The 18,737-nt window shown below is 29.9% G+C and carries 21 protein-coding genes and 1 riboswitch; of the genes, 11 read left to right on the top strand and 10 right to left on the bottom strand.

The genetic code is table 11. The features are described 5' to 3' along the window. Positions 1–6: 6 nt before the first annotated feature. From B3N22_RS05900 to B3N22_RS05880, 5 genes are all read right to left on the bottom strand, one after another. Positions 7–585 (bottom strand): response regulator, encoded by a 579-nt coding sequence (locus B3N22_RS05900; protein WP_021802937.1) that lies wholly within the window; start codon positions 583–585, stop codon positions 7–9. Further along, a complete protein-coding gene (locus B3N22_RS05895; RefSeq protein WP_286905407.1) occupies positions 582–2,408 on the bottom strand; it encodes a sensor histidine kinase in 1,827 nt (608 codons plus the stop codon). The genes B3N22_RS05900 and B3N22_RS05895 overlap by 4 nt, the downstream gene beginning before the upstream one ends. A 99-nt stretch (positions 2,409–2,507) precedes the next feature. Continuing rightward, entirely contained in the window at positions 2,508–2,699 is a 192-nt protein-coding gene (locus B3N22_RS05890) for an alpha/beta-type small acid-soluble spore protein (protein ID WP_073017941.1), read from the bottom strand. Positions 2,700–2,885: 186 nt separating this feature from the next. Beyond that, on the bottom strand, positions 2,886–3,863 hold the full coding sequence (locus B3N22_RS05885) for a P1 family peptidase (RefSeq protein ID WP_286905404.1): 978 nt from the start codon (positions 3,861–3,863) through the stop codon (positions 2,886–2,888). A gap of 68 nt (positions 3,864–3,931) precedes the next feature. Continuing rightward, a complete protein-coding gene (locus B3N22_RS05880; protein WP_286905403.1) occupies positions 3,932–4,513 on the bottom strand; it encodes an ECF transporter S component in 582 nt (193 codons plus the stop codon). Positions 4,514–4,827: 314 nt separating this feature from the next. Between B3N22_RS05880 and B3N22_RS05875 the strand changes: the two genes are divergently transcribed. The 9 genes from B3N22_RS05875 to B3N22_RS05835 all read left to right on the top strand — a co-directional run bounded on the left by B3N22_RS05875 (position 4,828) and on the right by B3N22_RS05835 (position 13,686). Then, positions 4,828–5,445 carry a GntR family transcriptional regulator gene (locus B3N22_RS05875; protein WP_073017934.1) on the top strand — a complete coding sequence of 206 codons (618 nt, stop codon included), beginning with the start codon at positions 4,828–4,830 and terminating at the stop codon, positions 5,443–5,445. A 190-nt stretch (positions 5,446–5,635) separates the two neighbouring features. Continuing rightward, positions 5,636–6,742: an ABC transporter ATP-binding protein gene (locus B3N22_RS05870; protein ID WP_286905401.1), complete on the top strand. Its 1,107-nt coding sequence runs from the start codon at positions 5,636–5,638 to the stop codon at positions 6,740–6,742. A 12-nt stretch (positions 6,743–6,754) separates the two neighbouring features. Next, the gene (locus tag B3N22_RS05865; RefSeq protein WP_286905398.1) at positions 6,755–8,311 is read left to right on the top strand and encodes an ABC transporter permease/substrate-binding protein; all 1,557 of its coding nucleotides are present in this window, start codon (positions 6,755–6,757) and stop codon (positions 8,309–8,311) included. Between the two features lie 126 nt (positions 8,312–8,437). Continuing rightward, positions 8,438–9,067: an HD domain-containing protein gene (locus B3N22_RS05860; RefSeq protein WP_286905396.1), complete on the top strand. Its 630-nt coding sequence runs from the start codon at positions 8,438–8,440 to the stop codon at positions 9,065–9,067. 68 nt (positions 9,068–9,135) lie between these two features. Beyond that, positions 9,136–9,236, top strand: a riboswitch (TPP riboswitch). A 397-nt stretch (positions 9,237–9,633) separates the two neighbouring features. Further along, positions 9,634–9,834 (top strand): sulfur carrier protein ThiS, encoded by a 201-nt coding sequence (gene thiS, locus B3N22_RS05855; RefSeq protein WP_286905394.1) that lies wholly within the window; start codon positions 9,634–9,636, stop codon positions 9,832–9,834. Positions 9,835–9,858: 24 nt separating this feature from the next. Next, positions 9,859–10,641, top strand: a complete 783-nt coding sequence (locus B3N22_RS05850) for a thiazole synthase (RefSeq protein ID WP_073017923.1) — start codon at positions 9,859–9,861, stop codon at positions 10,639–10,641. Next, positions 10,634–11,752, top strand: coding sequence for a 2-iminoacetate synthase ThiH (thiH, locus tag B3N22_RS05845; protein WP_286905392.1), 1,119 nt, complete (start codon positions 10,634–10,636; stop codon positions 11,750–11,752). Before B3N22_RS05850 ends, thiH begins: the two co-directional genes overlap by 8 nt. A gap of 20 nt (positions 11,753–11,772) precedes the next feature. Then, positions 11,773–13,086, top strand: coding sequence for a phosphomethylpyrimidine synthase ThiC (gene thiC / locus B3N22_RS05840; protein ID WP_286905390.1), 1,314 nt, complete (start codon positions 11,773–11,775; stop codon positions 13,084–13,086). A 3-nt stretch (positions 13,087–13,089) separates the two neighbouring features. Then, the gene (locus tag B3N22_RS05835) at positions 13,090–13,686 is read left to right on the top strand and encodes a thiamine phosphate synthase (protein ID WP_286905389.1); all 597 of its coding nucleotides are present in this window, start codon (positions 13,090–13,092) and stop codon (positions 13,684–13,686) included. 82 nt (positions 13,687–13,768) lie between these two features. Here the strand turns inward: B3N22_RS05835 and B3N22_RS05830 are convergent, their stop codons facing one another. The 5 genes from B3N22_RS05830 to B3N22_RS05810 are packed head-to-tail and all read right to left on the bottom strand — an operon-like array spanning position 13,769 to position 17,133. Then, positions 13,769–14,833, bottom strand: a complete 1,065-nt coding sequence (locus B3N22_RS05830; RefSeq protein ID WP_286905388.1) for an acyltransferase family protein — start codon at positions 14,831–14,833, stop codon at positions 13,769–13,771. Between the two features lie 29 nt (positions 14,834–14,862). Next, complete coding sequence (locus B3N22_RS05825; protein ID WP_286905387.1) at positions 14,863–15,624, bottom strand: CPBP family intramembrane glutamic endopeptidase; 762 nt, start codon at positions 15,622–15,624, stop codon at positions 14,863–14,865. A 57-nt stretch (positions 15,625–15,681) separates the two neighbouring features. Further along, positions 15,682–16,230, bottom strand: a complete 549-nt coding sequence (locus B3N22_RS05820) for a GNAT family N-acetyltransferase (protein WP_286905386.1) — start codon at positions 16,228–16,230, stop codon at positions 15,682–15,684. Between the two features lie 18 nt (positions 16,231–16,248). Next, a complete protein-coding gene (locus tag B3N22_RS05815) occupies positions 16,249–16,728 on the bottom strand; it encodes a tetratricopeptide repeat protein (RefSeq protein WP_286905385.1) in 480 nt (159 codons plus the stop codon). 21 nt (positions 16,729–16,749) lie between these two features. Next, complete coding sequence (locus B3N22_RS05810) at positions 16,750–17,133, bottom strand: VOC family protein (protein ID WP_286905383.1); 384 nt, start codon at positions 17,131–17,133, stop codon at positions 16,750–16,752. A gap of 257 nt (positions 17,134–17,390) precedes the next feature. Here B3N22_RS05810 and B3N22_RS05805 point away from each other — a divergent pair, with 257 nt between their 5' ends. Continuing rightward, positions 17,391–17,927, top strand: coding sequence for a sigma-70 family RNA polymerase sigma factor (locus tag B3N22_RS05805; RefSeq protein WP_286905382.1), 537 nt, complete (start codon positions 17,391–17,393; stop codon positions 17,925–17,927). Beyond that, positions 17,928–18,683, top strand: coding sequence for a hypothetical protein (locus tag B3N22_RS05800; protein WP_286905381.1), 756 nt, complete (start codon positions 17,928–17,930; stop codon positions 18,681–18,683). Positions 18,684–18,737: the final 54 nt, after the last annotated feature.

Below are 18,737 nucleotides of genomic sequence, written 5' to 3'. Positions count from 1 at the left end.
AAATAATTAACCCTGTTTAAGTATGTCAGACATATAATAGAATTTTTTTGCTTTTTCCTCATTTTCTTGAAGTTCAGATATTTTCCCAATTAAATGATATATTTCCCAATTTTGATTATCTATAGTTAAAGCTTTATTTAAAACTTCTTCAGCTTTTGGGTAATCCTCTTCTTCTATCAGTTTTTTAGATAAAGTTATATAAGAATTTAAATCTTTTTTTAATGTATCTTTTCTTAATACTTCTTCTAAAACTGCTTTGACTCTTTTAGTTGTAAATGGTTTTTGTAAGTAAGCAGCAGCACCGTATTTAGTACATTCTACAGCATTTTTTATAGTTCCAAAAGCAGTCATAACTATAATTGTCACAAAGCGATTATTTTTCTTTATTTGCTTTAATAACTCTGTTCCTGATACATTTGGTAGTTTAATATCTGTAAATATTAAATCTATATTTTCAGTGTTAAATATATTTAAAGCTTCTTCAGCATTTTTTGCCTCAAAAACAGTAAAACCCTCCATCTCCAAAAATGTCTTTAACATTTCTCTAATATTTTTTGTATCATCTACTACTAAAATCTTTTTCATAAATTTCCTCCTGTAATTGGTATGTTTACCTCAAATATACTACCTTCTCCTAGCTTACTTTCACATGAAATAGTTCCGCTATGCAATTCAATTATTTGTTTTGATAATGGGAGACCGAGCCCCGTTCCATTAGAAAGTTCATTTTCTCTATAAAATTTATCAAATATTTTAGGTATACTTTCAGGACTAATTCCTATACCAAAGTCCTTTATTGTAAGAATTACAACCTTTTTTCTATATTTTAATTTTATAATAATCTCTCCATATTGAAGAGAATATTTAATTGCATTGGAAAGTAAGTTATTTATAACCCAAAAGAACTTTTCCCTATCAATATTTAATAGAGGAATATTTTTATCTTTTTCAAAAACTATCTTGATATTTTTTGAAAGGGCAATAGTTATAAAGTTTCTTATAGAATTATTTATTATTTCGGATATATCGGTTGCTTCTAAGTTTAAATAATTTTGTTCATTTTCAAGTTCAGTTAATCTTAGAAGATTATCAATCATATCTAAAAGTTTCTGCGAGTCTTCTTGAAGTGTTTCAATTATTTTTCCACTTTCTTCTTCGTTTTTTATGATACTATCTTCTTCTAACATGGAAGCTCCCATCATAATAGAAGTAAGTGGTGTTTTAAGCTCATGAGATAAAGTGCTTATAAAATCAAATTTAACATGATCTAGTTTTTTGATTTTAGTTATGTCTTGAAAATATATAATGATTCCGTTTAAATCAGAATTCATGCTTATAATTGTGGATATTGATATGTTAAAGACATATTTTTCTTCATCAAAACTCATGATCTTAGTTTTTCCTTGAACTCTTTCTTTTTTTGATTCATATATAAAATCATATAAATCTTTATTAGGGATAAAATTTAAAATGTGCTCTCCAAGTATATTTTGTTCCTCAATATTAAAATAATTTTCACATGAGTTATTTACTAAAATACATTTAAAATTACTATCTAATACTATTAAAGGGTTTGATATACTTTTAACAATTGAAAGAGATTTGTTTTTCTCTTCAACTAATTGTCCTAAGGTTGAATTTTTAAATTCAACTATTTTATCGGACATATTTTTGAATTCCTTATATAATTCACCTATTTCATCTTCTGAATATACTTGTGATTCAAAGGAAAAGTTACCATCTTTAAAACTCTTTATAGCTTTATGCAAAGTGGATAAAGGAAGTAAAAGCTTGTTTAAATATCTGTTTGACACTATTAAACTAAAAACAACTGTAAATAAACATATAAAAAGTAATAAATTAAATGACAAACGAATTTCTTCTTGTGCATGAGTCATTTTAATAGTAAGAGCATCTTTATTAATATCATATAAAGCTTTTAAATGATCTTTTAACTTTATGTAATTAACTTGTATTTTATCATAATAATCTGTTAAATGTACACTAACGATTTCAGAAGTTTCTTTAGAGAAAATATCATCACATGAATTTAAATAAATTCTATAACTATTATATATTTCTTTTGTTATTTCTGGCTCTCCAGTTTCTTTTGCTCTACTTATTTGAAATTCGTAGCTATTAATAAAAGAATCCTCCATATTATAAAAATCCATTTTGTAAGAAGGATTTTGAGTAGCTATGTAATTTAATAAAGCTATATTTTGTTTTTCACTATAGTTTATCATATCGTTTATAGCAATTATGCTTTCAAAGTTATAAGTCATAAGTTCGTCCACAGATTTTCTTATATTAAATAATTTAAATATAGATAGAAAAATCATTAATCCATTTATTGCAATTAATGAAAATAAGAGAATTTTAAATTTATATTTTAAATTCTTCTTCAATATAACAGCTCCTTAAGGAAAGATTATTTCTATACTATTATAAGATAGAAAGATAAAATAAAAAAGGTGTTTTCCAATAGGAAAACACCTTAAAATTTATTATTGGATTGATTTTTCGTATTGTTCAACCATTCTCTTAACCATTTCTCCACCGATTGATCCGGCTTGTTTTGAAGTTAAGTCTCCGTTGTAGTCTTTTAATTGAACACCTAATTCACTTGCTACCTCATTTTTGAACTTAGAAAGTCCGTTTCTTGCCTCTGGTATTAAAGTTTTATTGTTTCTTGCCATAATAGTTTCCTCCTTTTATCCTTTATAGGATTTATAATTTTTTTTGTTTTTGCTAAGCTTTATTTGCTTTGCACTATTATTGTGTGCACAGATAAAATAAATAATCTATATAACTAAAGGCAATGGAGGAAAAGTGTACATGTATACCCATAAAAATGGAAAACTCTTTTTAATTAATAATTCTTATTAAGATTTTTTTTGATTTAAATTTTTAACAGAAACTATGCCATGTAGTGTATCAGCCTCTTTTACAGCGTTTATTATAGCTTTTTCCATAACTTTTGCAGCAAGTAAACCTACAACATTAATATCAGCTTCAATCTTATTTGTGCATAGTGAGAAGATTGTATCACCATCAAACATGGTATGAGCAGGTCTTATAGCTCTACCAAAACCATTTTGAGCCATTGTAGCTATTTTATTAGCTTGAGCTTTATTTAATTTAGCATTTGTAACTATAGCTCCAATAGTAGTGTTACCTGAAAAAACATTTTTTTGATTATCATATTGTGAAATCATAATCTTCTCTGTATTATCTAAACTTAATTTATCATCAGCTAAAACCCCTGCTATAAAGGAGTTTTTTTCAGAATCTAAAATATCTCCTAAAGCATTAACTGCGACTATAGCTCCAACTTGAAGCTCTCCAACTTGAAGAGCATAGGTTCCAAGCCCACCTTTCATGGAAAATGAAGGTCCTTTAATCTTACCTACAGTAGCACCCATACCAGCACCTATATTACCATTTATATCATCAAGATTTTGTTCAGAGTTTATGCAAGCCTCATATCCCATAGTTTTGTCAGGGCGAATACTAGAATCACCTATAACTAAATCAAAAAGTACAGCGCTACATACTATTGGAACTTTTGTAACACCTACATCAAACCCAATATTATTTTCTTCTAAATATTTCATTACTCCAGCAGAAGCATCTAAACCAAAAGCACTTCCTCCAGATAAAACAACCCCATGAACCTTATCTACAAATTCAACTGGATTTAAAAGATCAGTTTCTCTAGTCCCAGGTGAGCCTCCACGTACATCTACACCACCAGAAGCACCTTCAGGACATATAATTACTGAACAACCAGTAGCTGCATCTCTATTGTGAGCGTGACCTAATTTAATACCATCTATATCATTAAATTTAATTTCAAACATGTAAATCTCCTTATTACAAAGGCATCCAAGTATACATAATCTTGGATGCCATAAATTTTATATTAAATTTATATTCTAATTTTTTTTAAGGTAGTTATTACAGGGATAGCTATTAATGCAGAAATTATAGCTTCTGGAATACCATTAATAACTCCTGTTGTTAATAATACTTTTCCAACTGTATCAGGATTTATACCAACTGCTTCAGCAAATTTTGCTGCGTATAATATATAAGCTAGTCCTAAAACTAAGATAGTGTTAGTTAAAGTTCCAGCTAAAGCGGCAACACCTACACCAAGCTTAGGGAATTTCTTTTTAACTAAAGTATATACATAATAAGCAACTAAGCCGATTAATACTCTAGGTACTATTGCAATAATAGGATTCCAAAATAAAAATGATGTTGGAAGTGGATTTGCAAAAGCTTGATACATAGAAAATAATCCAAAACATAGTCCGACAGCAGCACCAACAAGTGGTCCTTCAATAATTGCACCTATTATTACTGGTATGTGCATGATAGTTGCTTTTACAGGTGGAATAGCTATAAAGCCAAGTCCTGTAAGTCCCATAAAGATAGTAATGCCTGTTAGCATTCCTGTTACTACAAGCTTTCTTACACTCATAGTAGTAGTTTTTCCTCTTTCCATTGATAAACCTCCGTTCTTATTCCTTTTATAGATATAATTCGGTTAAAGGAATTGAAATAAATTTAGTTCAGTTTCAAAATGAATACCGACAATTAAATTTTATCATCTTTATTCAGAAGTTCAAGAGAAAAATTGTTAAAAATTTATCTAAGTCATTATTTTTCTGCTGAAACCTAGTAAATAAGAGATGTAGAGGCAATAAAGAATATATATTCTGAAAATTTAAATATTATAAAATATCCTAGTTAAGTAATTGCTTTTTACATAAGGTTGGAATAAAATATTTAAGATGAATGATTTTAGTAGGTGAAAAGATGAAAGAAGAATTAGTTCCAATATATAAAAAAATAGCCTTAGACATTGCAAGTAAAATAGTAAGGGGAGAAATCCAAACAGATAAGAAAATTAGTGGGCGTTCTACCTTAGCTGGACTATACAATGTATCTCCAGAAACAATCAGAAGAGCAATAGCACTTTTGGAGGGAATGGAAGTAGTTAAAGCTAACCCAGGAAGCGGAATTCAGATATTATCAGTTACAAATGCAGAAAGGTTTATTTCTTCAAACCAAGATAGAAAGTACATATCCTCAATAAGAGAAGATATAGTTGAAATAATAAATACAAAAAATGATTTAGATAGAAGATTAGAAGAAAACTTAAATGAAATATATGACTATTTAGAAAGATTTAAAAGTATATCTCCTTTTTTGCTTATTGAGATACCTATAAAGAATACATGTAAGTTTTTAGAAAGAAGCGTTAATGATAGTAGGTTTTGGCAAAATACTGGGGCAACTATAGTAGCCTATAGAAGAAATAAAGAAATAATAGTATCTCCTGGTCCAAATTACACGTTTATAGAAGGGGATATTATAGTAGTAATAGGAAAAGATGATGTTTTTGAAAAGGTAAATGAATTCCTGTATGAGTAAAAATAACATAGTGATGTAAGGCAAAAAAGCTGTTAGATTTTATTGAAATAATAAAATTTAACAGCTTTTTACATTTAGAAAAGGGATATAGTGATTTGCAAAAGAAACAACTTTGTGATATCATAGAGTTGCTAGTTGGAGACAACTTACATTTATAAAAAAGTTGTCAGTTTAAAAGGGGGAAGAATATATGCTAGAATTTAAAAATGTTTCCAAAAGCTACGGGAAAACAAAAGTACTAAAGAATATAGATCTAACCATAAACACAGGAGAGTTGATGGTGCTAATTGGTCCTAGTGGATGTGGAAAAACAACTTTATTAAAGATGATTAATAAATTAATACCAACATCCGAAGGAGAAATATTGCTAAATAATACAGCAATTAAGGATATAGATACCATAGCTTTAAGAAGGAATATGGGGTACGTAATACAACAAACCGGATTATTTCCTCATATGACAGTAGGTGAAAATATAGCTTTAGTTCCAAAGTTATTAAAATGGGATGAAGAAAAAATAAAAGCTAGAACTGAAGAGCTATTAAATATGGTAGGACTAGAGCCACAAAAATATATAGATAGATATCCAAGAGATTTAAGTGGTGGTCAGCAGCAAAGGGTAGGAGTAGCAAGAGCCTTTGCAACAAATCCAGAAGTAATACTTATGGACGAACCATTTAGTGCACTTGACCCTATTACAAGAGCACAATTACAGGAAGAGCTTTTTAATATACAACAAGAGTTTAAAAAGACAATAGTGTTTGTTACTCATGATATGGATGAGGCAATAAAAATAGGAGATAGAATCTGCATAATGAAGGATGGAGACATACTGCAGTTAGATAAACCAGAAAATATTATTAAAAATCCAGCAGAAGGATTTGTAGAAGAGTTTATAGGAAAAAGCAGAATATGGAACAATCCTGAAATGATAAAGGCTACAGATATAATGATAGAAGAGCCTGTAGTATCTAATAAAGCAAGAACTCTATTCCAAGCGCTTGAGTTAATGAGAGGTAAAAAAGTAGATTCTCTACTACTAGTAAATAAAGAGAGAGAGCTTGAAGGTATAATAACCATGAAATCCATAAGAATAAATCAAGATAAAGAATTTGTGGAAGAAGTTATGGAAAAGGATATAATATCAGTATCTAAGGATGCCTCAATAATAGAGATATTAGAAACTATGAATGAAAAATCTATTGGGTATGTACCAGTAGTTGAAAATAAAAAGTTATTAGGATTAATAACCAAATCAACATTGGTATCAGTACTATCGAATCAATATTTAGAGTAGGGGGAATATCTTATGAAGGCATTTATAGATTTTGTAATAAGTAGAAAAGATCAAATTATAAGTTTAGTAATTGAGCATATACAGCTTACTTTTATAGCAGTTCTTTTAGCTATAATAATAGGTGTACCATTAGGAATATTTATAACTAGAAAGCGTTCTTTGGCAAAGCCTATAATTGGATTTGCTAATTTAGTTCAAGCAGTACCAAGCTTAGCCCTATTAGGATTTTTAATTCCTATACTTGGGATTGGATCTAAGCCTGCTATATTAATGGTACTACTATATTCACTTTTACCTATACTTAAAAACACCTATGCAGCAATAAATAACTTAAACAAAGATACTATGGAAGCTGCAAGAGCAATGGGAATGACCAAAACAGAGATGTTATTAAAGGTTGAATTACCACTATCACTTCCCTTAATAATGGCAGGTATTAGAATATCAGCAGTTACAGCTGTAGGGTTAATGACTATAGCAGCCTTTGTTGGAGGCGGAGGTCTTGGATACCTAGTATTCTCAGGTGTACAAACTGTTAATTCAAATATGATTTTAGCAGGTGCAATTCCAGCCTGTATACTTGCTTTAGTCATAGATTTCTTAATAGGTAAGATAGAAGATGTTGTTACTCCAGAAGGAATAGCTGTAGATAATACTATTAAAAATAGAAAGCTAACTAAAAAAATATTAGCTGTTACATGCGGAGTATTGACTTTAGTTATATTATTTAATTTTTCAAAAACAATGTTTGTAAATAAAGATAAAATTGTAATAGGTTCTAAAAACTTTAATGAGCAGCTAATATTAGGTAATATGGTAGCAACACTTATTGAAGAAAATACAGATATAGAAGTAGAAAGAAAAATGAATTTGGGCGGTTCATCTATAGCATTTAATGCCTTAAAAGCTGGTGGAATTGATATGTATGTAGAATATACAGGAACAGCCTTAGTTAACATACTTGGAATGGAAAGTACAAGCGATAAGGATATAGCTTATAATACTGTTAAAGATGAATTTGAGAAGAACTATGGGTCAACTTGGCTTGAACCATTAGGTTTTAATAATACTTATACACTTGCAGTTAAACAAGAAACAGCAGATAAATATAATCTTAATTCCTTCTCTGATTTAGCTAAAGTAAGTGGTGAACTTAGGTTAGGTTCAACTATGGAATTCTTGAATAGAGAAGATGGATATTTAGGACTTCAAAAGACATATAACATGAACTTTAAAGATACAAAGGGAATAGATGGAGGTTTAAGATATACCTCTATACAATCAAATGAATCAGACGTAATAGATGCTTTCTCAACTGATGGATTACTGGAAGGCTTTAAGTTAAAAGTTTTAGAAGATGATAAACACTTTTTCCCACCATATGATGCAGTTCCAGTTGTAAGAGAAGATACTTTAGAAAAATACCCAGAGCTAAAACCATTAATAAATAAGTTAGCAGGGGTGTTAACAGAGGAAAAAATGAGAAGTTTAAATTATAAAGTTGATGAAGAGAATATGGATCCAGATGCAGTTGCAAGAGAGTTCTTAAAAGAAAATAATTTAATTTAGATGAAAAGTTGTAGAACTAGTTATATAATAGTTCTGCAACTTTTTTTGCTTTTTGAGCCATTGAATACAGCTAAAGAGCTTAGGTAATAATAAGAATAAAGAATATTAAATTAGTGAGAGGTAAATATGGACAATAAAGAAGTGTTTAATAAAATTGAAAAATATCTTTTGGAAGAAGAAAAACCATCAAATAAGCTTAATGAATTAATTGCATCTAAAGAAATAGATGACACATCGTTTAGTATAATACGAGAACTAATGGATATACCTCAAGAGCCTAAATATCATCCAGAGGGAAATGTGTGGAACCATGTTATGTTGGTTGTAGATGAGGCGGCTCTGCTTAGAGAAAAGAGTACAGATAAAAGAGCCTTTATGTGGGGAGCTTTGTTACATGATATAGGAAAGATTAAAACAACAGTCAAGAGAAAAGGGAGATGGACGTCTTATGATCATGATACAGTAGGTGCAGAGATGGTTATAAGATTATTAAGAGAAGTTGAGGATGACCAGGATTTTATAGATAAAGTTAGTAAGTTAGTAAAATATCATATGCATTATCTTTATGTTGAAAAAAATCTTCCTTTTGGGAACCCAAGAAAACTTGTTGAAGAAACTTCTGTAGAAGAGATTGCCTTATTATCTTATGCAGATAGATGTGGTAGAGGAAACTTATCAAAAAAAGATAGAGAAGAAACAAAAGAGGCTATAGACCGATTTAGAGATAAACTAAACAACATGTGGAGTTTATGTTAATATATTAAATTATAAAACAAGCATTTACATATAAAGTTATAAGATGTATAATGTACCAAAATAGAATAATTTTTTGCTAGGGGTGCCTTTTGGCTGAGAGGAATTGATATTCTAACTCTAAGAACCTGACGTGGTTAGTACCACCGTAGGGAAGCAGATTTATAAGTGTATACACATAGTATCTACTTTTAGAAAACTTTAGGCTTCCTTCGGGAAGTCTTTTTTTATTGCATAGGAAAGTGTATTCTTCCTATGCAATAAAAATGCAAGGGGTGCAGGGGAGGTTGTGCTCCCCACCTCTTAAGGAGGGCATAAAGATTAATAATCTTTATGTACCAGCAAAGCTTGGCTAAGAGGGCAAGACACGCAGTGTCGTCGAAGGGTTAAAGACCTAAATGGTCTTTAACGGGTTTACCCAGGCCTGAAAGGACATAGGGTTCCCTAGCGAAGTGGCGGAGCCACTTTTTTATGATAATTTGACTGGTTGACTACTTGGCCGGTTGACCGGTCAAGTAGTCAACCGGTCAGGTTCAAGATATATAAATAAAGTTAGAGGAGGTGATAGAATGCAGGTTAATGGAAAAGAATATGCACTTAAAGAGCGTAGAAGTTTAATTGACTTACTTAGAGATCTTAATGTAGATCCAAATAGAATTGTAGTAGAAATTAATTATGAAATAGTTAATAGAGAAGACATTGAAGGCAGATTATTAAATGAAGATGATTCTATAGAAATAATTAGTTTTATGGGCGGAGGCTCAAAATAAAATTATTAAATGAGGAGTTTTAAAATGGATAAATTAGTTATAGCAGGTAAAGAATTAGATAGCAGATTATTAATTGGAACAGGAAAATATTCATCAAACAAATTAATACCAGAAGTAGTTAAAGCATCAGGTGCAGAGGTTATTACGTTAGCTATAAGAAGGGTAGATTTTGATAACAAAGAGGAAAACATACTAGAACATATTCCTAAAGATATGGTGTTACTTCCTAACACTTCAGGAGCAAGAAATGCTGAGGAGGCAATAAGAATAGCTAGGATAGCTAAGGCTATGGGCTGTGGAAATTGGATAAAAATCGAAGTTATATCAGATTCAAAATATTTAATGCCAGATAACCTTGAAACCTTAAAGGCTACAGAAGTTTTAGCTAAAGAGGGGTTTGTAGTTTTACCATACATGAATCCAGATATATATTTTGGAAAAATGATGATTGAAGCAGGTGCAGCAGCTGTAATGCCTCTAGGTGCACCAATAGGATCAAATAGAGGGATTAAGACAAAAGAAATAATAAAAATAATGATAGAAGAAATAAATGCCCCAATTATAGTAGATGCTGGTATAGGGAAGCCATCTCATGCAGCAGAAGCAATGGAAATGGGAGCGGCAGCTTGTTTAGTTAATACAGGAATAGCTTCATCAGATGATCCAGTACTTATGGGAGAAGCTTTTAAATTGGCTATAAAAGCAGGCAGATTATCCTACTTAGCTGGAGCTGGACACGTATCAGATTTTGCAAAGGCATCATCTCCATTAACAGGATTTTTAAAGGTAGGCGATAGAAATGAATAACTATAGTAGTTATGAAGAGGTAGTAGATAGTTATAAAGATTTTGATTTTGATGAATACTTTTCTAAGGTGACTATAGAGGATGTTAGAAAAAGCATCTATAAGGATAATTTATCACCAAAGGATCTTTTAAATCTTCTTTCACCTAAGGCTGTAGAGGTCTTAGAAGAAATAGCTCAAAGAGCTAATAAATTGACTAAACAGTATTTTGGAGGAGCGGTTTTACTTTACACTCCTTTATATTTAGCTAACTACTGTGTTAATTTATGTGCTTACTGTGGCTATAGTGCTAAAAATAAAATAAAAAGAAGAAAGCTAACTATGGAAGAAATAGAGGTTGAAGCTAAAGCTATATCAAGTCAAGGGTTTAAGCATATATTGATTCTTACTGGGGAAAGCGAGTACCATAATCCAACTGAATATATAGTAGAGGCTACAAAGATTTTAAAGAAATACTTCCCATCTGTATCTATAGAAATATATCCAATGAATGAAGAGAGTTACAGAAAAGTAGTAGAAGCAGGAGTAGATGGACTTACAGTATATCAAGAAGTTTATAATAAAGAAATTTATAAAAAGGTGCATATAAAAGGACCTAAAAGCAATTACAGCTTTAGAATAGATGCTCCAGAAAGAGGAGCAAAAGCTGGAATGCGAACTTTAGGAATAGGTGCACTGCTTGGACTAGAGGACTTTAGAAAAGAAGCATTTTTTACAGGATTACACGGAGATTATTTACTTAAAAAATATCCAGAGGTAGACATAGCTTATTCCTTTCCTAGGATAAGACCCTGTGTTGGTGGATATGATGATATTCTTCCTTTAAGTGATATGGACTTAGTACAAGCTATATTAGCCATGAGAATATTTAAACCTACAGCTTCCTTAAATATTTCCACAAGAGAAAGCGGAGAGCTAAGGGAACACTTAATACCTTTAGGGGTTAATAAGATATCAGCAGGAGTTTCTACTCATGTTGGAGGACATTCCTCTGATGTAGAAGTTGGTGAAGAACAGTTTGAGATATCGGATGGAAGATTTGCAGTAGAAATAAAAAATATGCTTATAAATAAAGGTTATCAACCAATATTTAAGGATTGGGAAACTATATAAATTTTTAGGAGGGCGTATATATGAATTACACTACTCAAATGGATGCAGCAAAAAAAGGAATCATAACAAAAGAGATGGAAATAGTAGCGGAAAAAGAGAAGATGAATGTTGAGGAGCTAAGAAGGTTAGTTTCTGAAGGTAAGGTAGCAATACCAGCTAACAAAAATCATAAGAACATATCTCCAGAAGGTGTAGGACAAGGGCTTAGAACTAAGATAAATGTTAATTTAGGTATATCAAAGGACTGTTGTGATTTTGATCAAGAGTTAGAAAAGGTTAGAATTGCAATTGATATGAAGGCTGAAGCTATAATGGATCTTTCTAACTATGGAAAAACAGAGGGGCTTAGAAGAAGAATAATAGAAATGTCTCCAGCTATGATAGGAACAGTGCCTATTTATGATGCAGTAGGATTTTATGACAAAGAACTTAAGGATATAACAGTTGATGAATTTTTTAGAGTTGTAGAGAAACATGGAGAGGATGGAGTTGACTTCATTACAATTCATGCTGGATTAAATAGAGAATCAGCTAATACTTTTAAGAGGAATAAAAGATTAACCCATATAGTTTCAAGAGGAGGTTCTTTATTATTTGCATGGATGGAACTAAATAATAAAGAAAATCCCTTCTATGAACATTATGATAGGTTATTAGATATATGTGAAAAATATGATATGACCATATCCCTAGGCGATGCATTAAGGCCAGGTTCAATAAATGATGCCACAGATGCTTCTCAAATTAAAGAATTGATAACTTTAGGAGAATTAACAAAAAGGGCTTGGGAGAGAAATGTTCAAATCATTGTAGAAGGACCAGGACATATGGCTATTAATGAAATTGAAGCTAACATGCTACTACAGAAAAAATTATGCCACGGAGCTCCATTTTATGTTTTAGGGCCATTGGTTACTGATGTAGCACCAGGTTATGATCATATAACCTCAGCTATAGGAGGAGCTATTGCAGCAACCTATGGAGCAGACTTTTTATGTTATGTAACTCCAGCAGAACATCTAAGACTTCCAAATCTTGAAGATATGAAAGAAGGAATTGTAGCTTCAAAAATAGCTGCACATGCGGCAGACATTGCAAAAGGCATAAAAGGGGCTAGGGAATGGGATAACAAAATGAGTAAGGCAAGAGCTGATATAGATTGGGAAGAGATGTTTGATTTAGCTTTAGAGCCAGAAAAGCCTAGGAGATACAGAGAAGAATCTATGCCAGAACATTCAGATTCCTGTACAATGTGTGGAAAGATGTGTTCTATGAGAAATATGAAAAGAATTCTTGAAGGTAAGGATATAAATATCTTGAGAGAAGATGCTTAAATTATGAAAATATATTTAATAACTAATAGAAAACTCGTAAGTAATGAAGAGGAGTTCTTACAAGTAATTAAAGAATGCTCAGAAAATGGAGTAGATAATATAATACTAAGAGAAAAAGATTTAGGTTTTGATGCTTTAGTTAAGTTAGGGAATAAGGTAAAAGAAGTTATAGATGAAAATAAGACAAAACTTATCTTAAACTCAAATATAGAGGGTGGAATAAAACTTAAGGCTTACGGAATACAGCTACCATTTCAAGTGTTTATGGAGCAGGATAATAAGCTAATTTATAGTTTTAAAGAAGTAGGTGTTTCAGTTCATAGTTTAGAAGAGGCTATTGAAGCTGATAAAAAAGGGGCTAGTTATGTTTTGGTTTCTCATATATTTAACACTGAATGTAAAAAGGGATTAGAACCAAAAGGAGTAGACTTTATTAGTAAGGTTAAAAAAGAGGTTTCTTGTAAAGTTGTAGCTTTAGGAGGGATATTGCCAAAAAATGTTAAAGAAGTTAAAGATACAGGGTGTGAGGGAATATCTGTAATGAGTACTTTGATGAGAAGTAAAGATATAAAAAGTACTTTAAAAGAATATAGAGTATAGACACAAAACAACCTGGAATTGTTAATAAAGATAACAATCCTAGGTTGTTTTGTTTAAGAATTCTAAATAAAATAAGCTGTGATTATTTTTTAATACCAAACATATTTCTCAAAAGAGATACTCTCCTAAAGACTTCATAAGTAATCATTGTTAATATAAAGCTTCCTAAAATTATAAAAATAACTTGTGCAGAGATTGATGTAAATAATTTTAGTGAGTAATAACCTACTAATATTACATAAGATTGATGAAAAATATAAATAGGAAAAGAAGCTTTAGAAAAATACTTAGTAATGTTATTTGAGAAATTTAAATAATATTTTCCCATACCGATAATTCCCAAGATTCCAATCCAAGCAATAATTCTAATAAAAATATCATGAAATATTCCAATATTAACCTTCCAAAGGTATATAATTAATAGATTTAGTGTTGTTAATATAATAAAGCTTATAAATAAAATAAACCTATTGTTTTCAAGTTTTTCTTGAATAATATCCTCAGATAATACCACATACCCTAACATAAATAGAGCAAAAAATTCTCCTATACTTTTACCACCTATATCTAAGATTAGTGACATAAATAAAGGAAATATAAATAAAGGAATCAATCCAATAACTGATAGATTAGCAATCTTCAATTTAATATTGCTTTTATCATATTTAGCCACAATAGGAATAGCTAAAAGTGAAATGATAAATAAATAGAAAACAAACCATAGATGAGCAGGAGTAAAACCACCAGTATATCCACTTAGGTCAGTTGGTTTTGTGAAAAATAATATATATTGATAAAAATAATTTCCTGTGTAACCATTGTGAAATTTTTCAGCGAAAAATGTTTGAATAGGAACTAGAAATAAAATTCCATAAAGAAGAGGATTTAATAATTTTGATCTTCTTTCATTTATAAACTCTTTAGGAGTTCTTTTCTTAAGTGCATAGTTAGAACTTATTCCCGCTATAACAAATAATAAAGGCATAAACCAAGGAGAAGTACCTTGGATAAAGGCACTTAAAATAGATACACCAGAACTTTTAACATAAAAGTTTTCACCCCAGTTATTATAAATCATGAAAGTGTGATAAGGGAAAAGTAATAGAATACTTATCCATCTTATATTATCAAAAAAGTATTTTCTCATGTATTTCCTCCTTGTTATGTGAATAAGATTTATCCATGTAGATTGTTTTTTGATAGATTATCTTTGTTTTTTAACTTAGTACCAAGATAAATTGCATAAGCTGCATATAGTATATCTAGGACTATAAGGGTAGGGGTTTCATCGATATTAGTATTTGTCATCATAGCTAATGCATCATATATAAAGTGGAAAGCGATAAGTGGAATAATATTAAACTCAATAGCTATAAGTTCTGATAAAATAAGACCAATTAGAAATGCATTTATTACTTGAAGTATAACATTTAGTATATTAACATTGCTAAATGCATTTGCCATATGAAGAATTCCAAAAAGTACTGAAGAGAAAACTATATAAAAGCTTGTACTTTTTGATTTTAACTTTTCTTTAATAATTCCTCTAAATAAGGATTCTTCAGTGAATCCAACAAAAAAAGTAAATAATATTATAGTTAGTATGTCCATTAAAGTTAATTTAAAATTAAGTCCACCCATTATTGGTTGAACTAATGCAATAATTAATAGAGGAATGTAATATAGTACTTTTCCTGTGTTAGAAAGATTGAGTTTCTTAAATCCAAACAATTTTAAAGACTTTTCTTTACTTGTCATGTTAATTATAAGTATAATACCCATTATTAAATATGCGCTTGTTTGAGTAATCCTTGTAGCAATATCACTAAGTTCAAGAATTACTGATATTGCTGACGCAACACTAACTAGGAAGGTTAATGCGACTCCCCATATAATTGAAGATAGGATGGGTTTTCCTGCTGATTTTTTTTGTTTCATAAAATTAAGTCTCCTTTTAATATATATTTTTTATAATTTAACTATATAATTTAGTGCTTACTTATCTAAAAATCTTCCCATTATTATAGTGTTATGATATTTTCCATCTTTATGAATACGGTCATTTATAAGAAGTCCTTCTCTAGTAAAACCAAATCTTTTATACATTTGAATTGCTTTTTCATTTGATTCAACAACAGTTAGAGTGATTTTATTAACTTCTGAAGAGTCCATATATTTAAGCATATTTTCTATTAATATTTTACCTATCCCATAACCCCAGTAATCTTTTAATATACATATTCCAAACTCAGCTTTATGCCTAAACCTTGATAAGGTATTACCAGCGCATCTTAAAAATCCTACAATTTGTCCTTCTACTTCTGCAAGTAGAAATAAGCTTGTATTAGAAGCGTTATCTTCATCAATTATTTTTTCAAAGTCATCTTTAGTAAGTAAGTTTTCACCCGCTTCTCTATCCAGGAATTCAGTTTCTCCATCTATTTTAACTCTTAAAGAAGATAGCTTTTCGGCATCTGATATTCTTGGACAACGAAGAGTCCAAGTAAGATTCTTGTGAGTAATTGCTTTATTTTCTATAAACATTATTAGCCCCCTAAATTATTAGAAAATGTTGTCTAGTTTATCTGAATAGAATGATATGGCTTTTTTATAATTTTTTATATTTTCATCAGAAGAAGTTTCAGCCAAGTTTTCTAATAAAATTTTCATAGCTTCTGAATGTTCATTTAAATTATATAAAGTCATAGAGTAAAAGATTTGAATACTTCTGTCATGAGGGAATTTATCTAAACCGATCTTAAGAGTAGCTTTAGATTTTTCATACTCTCCTATAGTTCTATAGGTACTGCCTAAACCTAAAATTGCGCCTTGTAAATCTTCCCCTTCAAGACCAAGTGAAATGGCATTTTCGTAATATTTTACAGCTTCTTTTTCTAGTTCTAAAACATCGAAGCTCCAAGCACATTGATAATTTATAGTAGGATTATCTGGATAAGAATTAACAAGAAGAATTAAAAGTTCGTTTGACTCTTGTAGTTTACCTTGTCTTCTTAATTCTATTGCAATATCTAAATCGCTCATATGCATCATACCTTTCTATGACTATAGATCAGCAAATATCTCATGAATATTTCCATCAGGATCTGAAAATAAGGCTGTTCTTTGATTCCAAGGCATATTTTCTGGTTCATGTATAGGTGTTGCGCCAAGAGAAATTAATTTCTTAAAAGATTCATCAACATCAGTAGGGTTATCACATGGAAAAGCTAACTCAAAAGACTGACCAGTAACTTTTTCTTTATACCTGCTGCTATGACTAAACATAACCTCTCTAGTACAAATAGCAAATCGTGCTCCTGGATTTTCAAATTCTACATAGCTATCAAGTTCATTTTTAATTTTAAAACCAAGAACTTCGTTGTAAAAATTTTTCATTTCTTTAAAGTTATCTGTCCAAATTGTAATAAGATTAATTTCTGATTTCATAACAGACCTCCTATATTAATTAATATACAAATTGTACCATACACTGCGATACTGTAGAAGAATTTTTAAGTTTCATTAAAATTATTTTAAAATCTACCTTCATATATAAAACTATATATCTATATAACTATATATAGTTTCCATGCGGGTTAAGGCGCATTTATCTAGTTTTTTAGTAAATCTCATTGAGAAAATTTTGGTAGAATGATATAAGTGGCTATGACAATTTCGTATATAGGGTAAAAGGAGGGGATAGTGTGGAGGATAAGGAAATAGTCCAAAAGATTATTGAAAAAGACCCTAAAGCTATAGAAGATTTAATAAATAAATATGGGAAACTAATTTTTGGTGTAATTAATAAGATTCTAAACTCTTCTAATGAAAGATGGGAGATTGAAGAATGTTTTAATGATATTCTTATGACTTTGTGGAAGAATATGTATCTTTATAAAGAGGAAAAAGGTAAACTTATTAACTTTATTATTTCAGTTGCTAAGTTTAAAGCTATAGATTATAAAAGAAAGATTCAGAAAAAAAATAATGTTATTGAACTTAAAGAAGAGGTATTAAGGAAAGAAGAGTTTCAAGATGAGCTTGATATAAATGATCAAGAGGGATTTTATAACTTAATAAAAGAGTTAAAGGAAAAGGATAAAGAGATATTTATAAGAAGATATCTTTTAGATGAATCTATGGAAAAGATATCAAAAGATTTAAACCTATCGAAAGAGTATATTTATAATAAACTTTCCAGAGGAAGAAAGAAAATCAAAGAAAGATTGGAGGGGATTTAGATGTTAGAAGCGGAATTAATAAATGAACTTAATGGAATAGAGTATAGCAACGAAGAAATAGATGATTATTTAAATTGGGCAGAAATAAGTGAAGATGAACTTAATAAAATAAGTGGAGATATACAGACTAAACTTGCTAGAAAAGCGCTTAGAGAATGTGGTGAATTTATTGGAAGCACTATGGAAAAAGGTGAATACACAGAAGCGGTAATAAAAGGAACAGATAGAGATGCTATAGTGTACTCTGCTTTTTTAGGTATGTTTATGCCAGGAGCCTTCTTACTTTCAGGTGACTATTCTTTTGGATATATTATGTTTATTACCAATAAAAGATTAATAGTAGTAAATTCTAATTACTTTAACAAAGCTTTGGGAACTAGAATTTATACAAGAGAAGAAATAAAAAATATAAGATTTAAAAGAGTTTTGGATAGATCAAAGAAAGGTTTGATTAAAAATTTCTTAAAGAATATAATTACAACTCCTGGAGGATTTGTTTCTGTGCTATTTAGTATAGGGGTATTCTCAGATAGATTTTTTAGTTTATATGATTTTGAAGTAGATTTTTATGCAAAGCTTGTTATTAAGTTGGCAGCTGTTATAGCTTTGATAATAAGTGGAATAGAACCAGATTTAGAAACAGAAGCTATAATAACCATGAAAGATGGAAAGAAATATGATTTTCTTGTAAGAAACGCAAATTATAAAGAGATTTTACGATATCTTAAAAAGCTTTCTAATAATATAAGAATGTAGAATGTTTACAAATAAAAAACACTTGTATTCTATGAGGGGACAGGGTATAATTTT

Source organism: Clostridium sp. UBA1652 (assembly GCF_002320975.1).
GTDB lineage: Bacteria > Bacillota > Clostridia > Clostridiales > Clostridiaceae > Clostridium_T > Clostridium_T intestinale.
The sequence above is the reverse complement of the archived record's forward strand: the minus strand, read 5'-3'. Positions and strand labels throughout refer to the sequence as shown.

What these genes read in the sequence shown, in the direction of transcription:
- B3N22_RS05900 (WP_021802937.1), bottom strand. Translation starts at nt 585, where the DNA reads ATGAAAAAGATTTTAGTAGTAGATGATACAAAAAATATTAGAGAAATG.
- B3N22_RS05890 (WP_073017941.1), bottom strand. Translation starts at nt 2,699, where the DNA reads ATGGCAAGAAACAATAAAACTTTAATACCAGAGGCAAGAAACGGACTT.
- B3N22_RS05885 (WP_286905404.1), bottom strand. Translation starts at nt 3,863, where the DNA reads ATGTTTGAAATTAAATTTAATGATATAGATGGTATTAAATTAGGTCAC.
- B3N22_RS05880 (WP_286905403.1), bottom strand. Translation starts at nt 4,513, where the DNA reads ATGGAAAGAGGAAAAACTACTACTATGAGTGTAAGAAAGCTTGTAGTA.
- B3N22_RS05875 (WP_073017934.1), top strand. Translation starts at nt 4,828, where the DNA reads ATGAAAGAAGAATTAGTTCCAATATATAAAAAAATAGCCTTAGACATT.
- B3N22_RS05870 (WP_286905401.1), top strand. Translation starts at nt 5,636, where the DNA reads ATGCTAGAATTTAAAAATGTTTCCAAAAGCTACGGGAAAACAAAAGTA.
- B3N22_RS05865 (WP_286905398.1), top strand. Translation starts at nt 6,755, where the DNA reads ATGAAGGCATTTATAGATTTTGTAATAAGTAGAAAAGATCAAATTATA.
- B3N22_RS05860 (WP_286905396.1), top strand. Translation starts at nt 8,438, where the DNA reads ATGGACAATAAAGAAGTGTTTAATAAAATTGAAAAATATCTTTTGGAA.
- thiS (WP_286905394.1), top strand. Translation starts at nt 9,634, where the DNA reads ATGCAGGTTAATGGAAAAGAATATGCACTTAAAGAGCGTAGAAGTTTA.
- B3N22_RS05850 (WP_073017923.1), top strand. Translation starts at nt 9,859, where the DNA reads ATGGATAAATTAGTTATAGCAGGTAAAGAATTAGATAGCAGATTATTA.
- thiH (WP_286905392.1), top strand. Translation starts at nt 10,634, where the DNA reads ATGAATAACTATAGTAGTTATGAAGAGGTAGTAGATAGTTATAAAGAT.
- thiC (WP_286905390.1), top strand. Translation starts at nt 11,773, where the DNA reads ATGAATTACACTACTCAAATGGATGCAGCAAAAAAAGGAATCATAACA.
- B3N22_RS05835 (WP_286905389.1), top strand. Translation starts at nt 13,090, where the DNA reads ATGAAAATATATTTAATAACTAATAGAAAACTCGTAAGTAATGAAGAG.
- B3N22_RS05830 (WP_286905388.1), bottom strand. Translation starts at nt 14,833, where the DNA reads ATGAGAAAATACTTTTTTGATAATATAAGATGGATAAGTATTCTATTA.
- B3N22_RS05825 (WP_286905387.1), bottom strand. Translation starts at nt 15,624, where the DNA reads ATGAAACAAAAAAAATCAGCAGGAAAACCCATCCTATCTTCAATTATA.
- B3N22_RS05820 (WP_286905386.1), bottom strand. Translation starts at nt 16,230, where the DNA reads ATGTTTATAGAAAATAAAGCAATTACTCACAAGAATCTTACTTGGACT.
- B3N22_RS05815 (WP_286905385.1), bottom strand. Translation starts at nt 16,728, where the DNA reads ATGAGCGATTTAGATATTGCAATAGAATTAAGAAGACAAGGTAAACTA.
- B3N22_RS05810 (WP_286905383.1), bottom strand. Translation starts at nt 17,133, where the DNA reads ATGAAATCAGAAATTAATCTTATTACAATTTGGACAGATAACTTTAAA.
- B3N22_RS05800 (WP_286905381.1), top strand. Translation starts at nt 17,928, where the DNA reads ATGTTAGAAGCGGAATTAATAAATGAACTTAATGGAATAGAGTATAGC.